Annotated in this window: 1 protein-coding gene and 1 pseudogene; both read left to right on the forward strand. The window is 40.8% G+C overall.

Annotated elements, in window-relative coordinates; translation table 11 throughout:
* Positions 1–1104: tetratricopeptide repeat protein (locus K6C05_RS03085; RefSeq protein ID WP_296731093.1), on the forward strand; the 1104-nt coding region annotated here is incomplete at its 5' end.
* Positions 1105–1120: 16 nt separating this feature from the next.
* Positions 1121–3452 (forward strand): annotated as a pseudogene (locus K6C05_RS03090) (hypothetical protein); the annotation flags it as partial.

The following is a 3452-nucleotide window of genomic DNA, read 5'->3' on the forward strand; positions in this document are numbered from 1 at the left end:
AATAGTCCTTATATACGCTATGTAGGCGCTATCCATGAACAGGTGGTCAACAGCCAGGGAAATAAAAAAATGGTGTTTGCCGATAAACTGGAGTTTCTGCATACTGGCTATTCCGGCAGTATTGCCCGTTCAAAGGCTGAACGAAATCTTCCAATTTTAATAAGCGAGATGGAAAAAGCTACTACAGAAAAAGAACGCAGACGATTATATCCGTATCTTATGGATGCTTATAATAATCTGGAAGATTATGAAAAAACGGTGTATTATGCAAAAAAATGTATTGATAATGGGTATCAACAGATTGGCCTTGAGGGCAATTTTTACGAAACACTTATTTTAGCCATGCATAACGCCCATAAGCCAGTGGAGGAAGTACTTGAAACCATAGATAAGGCTGAAAAGGATTATCCTCAAGAACCATTTTTCCCATTTTTGCGTGGAATGGTGTTGGAAGAACAGACAGATTATATAGGGGCAGAACAGGCTGTGCTAAAGGGGCTGGAACTTCGTAAAGTGCAGGAGGAAAAAATGTCTAAGGGGATAGGTGTATCCGATACAGCCCGGGGAATGTTGTTTTATGCTTATGAACGCCTGGGAAATATTTATTCTCTAAAAGGTAACTATGAAAAAGCAGCTGATAATTATTTTAAAGCATTGCAGGAGCATAAATATCGGATAGAATCCCTCAGGGGACTGTGCAAAATATTACAGGATACAGATGATGTTGAGCTTATTGAATTGTTAAATTCCATTTATGACCGGAAAAAAGACGGGGAATTTATGGCAAAGGCTATGAAGGGATATGTGAGCCAAGGGGTTATGTCTTATTATGGGAAAAATGTTAATAGCTATGAAGAAGGATATACATATATAGCAACACATCGATATGACAGTGCTGTAGTGAAGCTGGGCAATCGATATAGGGAATTAGTACAATTGGGAATTCTGGGAATAAATGGTATGAATGAGCGTCCTCAGGATGGTTATATGGAAATATTGGTTTCCCCAAATTATCTTGATAGATTTAATGATTATTCCAAGGAAAATAAGGCAGTGAGACGGTTGCAGGAATATCGTGTTAGATTAGGTTTGGAAAAAAAATAAAATTATTATAGGATTTATGGGTATGAAGATTAGTCAGGGACAGGCTTTAATGCAAAAAATATATGACTGTATGGACAGGAGGGATTATCAGGGAGCAGATGGAATGTCTGCTACCCTGGTACAGCAGGCTGAAAAAAATGGCTGGCACGAGCTTTTGGGAAGTGCCCTTGAAATGCGTATGGTTATAGCTATTGAGAGCACTTTAATTAAAAATACCGATGAGATTATGGATAAATTGAAGGCACTTCCCCAGACAGCATATAGAAGTTTTCTTATTGCACGACTGTTGATGAAAAAAGGTAAAAATAGGGATGCCCTTGCCAATGGATGGGAGGCCTTTCGGTTTTCCCAGGAGCATATAAAAGAAACTTCGACAGTTGTCTTGGAGAAAATTTGCAATCTTTTGGGTAAGCTGTTGAGTAATTATGGCAATCATAACCAGGCCCTGGAGTTTTATCGCAACTCAGTGGATGCAGCAGATACCCTCCCGCTACAGGCGTTGGAGTACAGCAATTATCTTTTTAATCTTCATTTTGTTTATAGCTCTCCGGAGTATTACTACAAGGAGCATATAGGATATAATGCTTTGTTTAAGGATATTTCCCAGTATGAGCACGGGGAAAAATACCAGCTGGAGGCTATACTGAAAAAGCCTGTTGGGCGGATTCGCATAGGATATATTTCCCCGGATTTGCGCAATCATGTTGTTCTTCGGTTTTCCTGGACCATGCTGTCAAATTATGACAAGGAAAGGTTTGAGGTATATTGTTATCACAATAATCCCAATGAGGACAAGTACAGCGAAGAATTAAGAACCATGACAGATAACTGGCGTAACATCAGCGGAATGAGTCCGGAAAAAGCAGCTGAAATAATATATCAGGATAACATTGATATACTGGTTGATCTGGCAGGACATACTTCAAACAATCCATTACCTATACTGGCCTATAAGCCGGCTCCTGTTCAGGTAAGTGGTATAGGCTATTTTGCTACGACTGGTCTTAGGGCTGTGGATTATTTTTTATCGGATAAATATTTGGCTTCGGAGCAGGAGTATTTTTCAGAAAAAATTATCAGACTGGAGCATTCACATTTTTGTTACACTCCGTTGTATAAGGCACTGCCCACAGGAAATACACCGTGCATTAAAATTGGGTATATTACCTTTGGCAGCTTTAACAATCTGCGCAAGGTCAATGACGAGGTGCTGGAGCTTTGGGTAAACATATTATTGGCAGTACCTGAATCTCATTTACTTCTAAAAGGAAGTATTTTTGATGATGAATACGGTCATGAGCTGTTTGTTGACCGATTGAAAAAGCTGGGGATAGATATGGCTTCCGAAGAATGGAAAAACCGTATTGAGCTTCGTGGCTTCAGTAAAGATTATTTGAAGGAATACCTGGATATGGATATTGCCCTGGATACCTTCCCATACCCAGGTGGGGGTACTACCTGCGATGCCCTTTATATGGGGGTGCCGGTTATCACATTGGAAGGCAACAGTCATGGAGAGCGTTTTGGCAGTAGTTTGCTGCATAATATAGGCCTGTCGGAATTTGTTGTGCAGGATAAACAGGGATATTTCGAGTTGGCTGTAGCTTTGGCCGATAATAAGGAAATAATCAATAATTTACATATTGGCCTGCGTCATATGATGGAGCAATCTCCTTTAATGGATAAAAAATTGTATATGAAGGAGCTGGAGGCTGCCTATACAGATATATGGAACAAATACATAGCACAGCTGCAGCCTGTGAATACTCCTTCAGTAGAGCAAGTATTAAATCAAAGCTTTGATTGCTACAAGCAAGAGGATTATAAACGGGCAGAGGCCTGGTGTCGTTTGGCAATTTCCCATGACACAAACAGGCAGTATACAGTGGAAGCCATGTCACTGTTGAGTGATATTTTACAGGCAAGGCTGGATTATGTGGGGGCATGGAAGGAGAGTCAGGAGTCTCTTGAGTTATTATCCCAGGAGAAAAGCAAAGGGACTGAGGAGTTCCAGCGAAGATTATGGGTAAATTATGCCTCCAGAAGTCATAAGCTGGGGTTGATTGATGAAGCTGCAGTGGGATATAAAAGGGCGGCGGAGCTTGTGGCGGATGTTTATTGCAAGGTCGGTTTAAAGGGGTCCGCTCTTTTATCCAGGCTATGCAGAAGTGAGGATTGCCATGAAGTCAAGGAGGCCCTTGAGGATATAAAAAGTGAGTTGGGACCTGCCGGTGAATTGGTCGTACCGGCAAGATGTAAAACTAAGGACAAAATCCATATTGCTTATATATCTCCTGACTTTCGGCAGCATGTGATGTTTTCCTTTTATTACGCCATGCTTCATGGAT

Source organism: Anaerovibrio sp. (genome assembly GCF_024697385.1).
Taxonomy (GTDB): domain Bacteria; phylum Bacillota; class Negativicutes; order Selenomonadales; family Selenomonadaceae; genus Anaerovibrio.